This window comes from Vibrio sp. 10N.222.46.A1 (assembly GCF_041473595.1).
Lineage (GTDB): Bacteria > Pseudomonadota > Gammaproteobacteria > Enterobacterales > Vibrionaceae > Vibrio > Vibrio tasmaniensis_A.
The window spans coordinates 1-437 of record NZ_JBFRSN010001644.1 but is presented as its reverse complement, the minus strand read 5'-3'; the positions used below and the strand labels follow the sequence as shown (position 1 = coordinate 437).

Below are 437 nucleotides of genomic sequence, written 5' to 3'. Positions count from 1 at the left end.
CTTCAAATTCAGCCAATAATGCGTCTAGGTTGTGCGACTGTTGTAGTTTTTCAATGTCATCCGCTAGTTGCGATTGGCGAGCAAGGTTTGCACTGTTGTGAGATTGAAACTGTTCTGAATCGAAGGCTGATGGAACAAAGTTAATGTTGTTTAACTGAGAGGCCAAAGACGGATATAACTGCAAACCTGAAAACGCAGAAAGGTAACCTAGCTCTTGTGTAGTTGGGTTCTGAACAAGAAGCACGGCGTAGAGGTTGCCTTGCGATGTTTCATTCACACCGCAGTCGAGTAACGACTGCTGAAGTTGCTGCATGGCAAACTCACACGTTGGATGTGGTGTGTAGTAGTACGGAAACGTAAAACGAGTCGGTAGCGGTAAGTCTACATTCGTATTGTCGTTTTTTAGGTGCAGTGGTGTGTATTGAGCAAGGTTTGCT

The 437-nt window shown here is 44.9% G+C and carries 1 pseudogene; it reads right to left on the bottom strand.

The window, feature by feature from the left end:
- Positions 1-437: pseudogene (locus AB4496_RS28625) on the bottom strand (RluA family pseudouridine synthase); the annotation flags it as partial.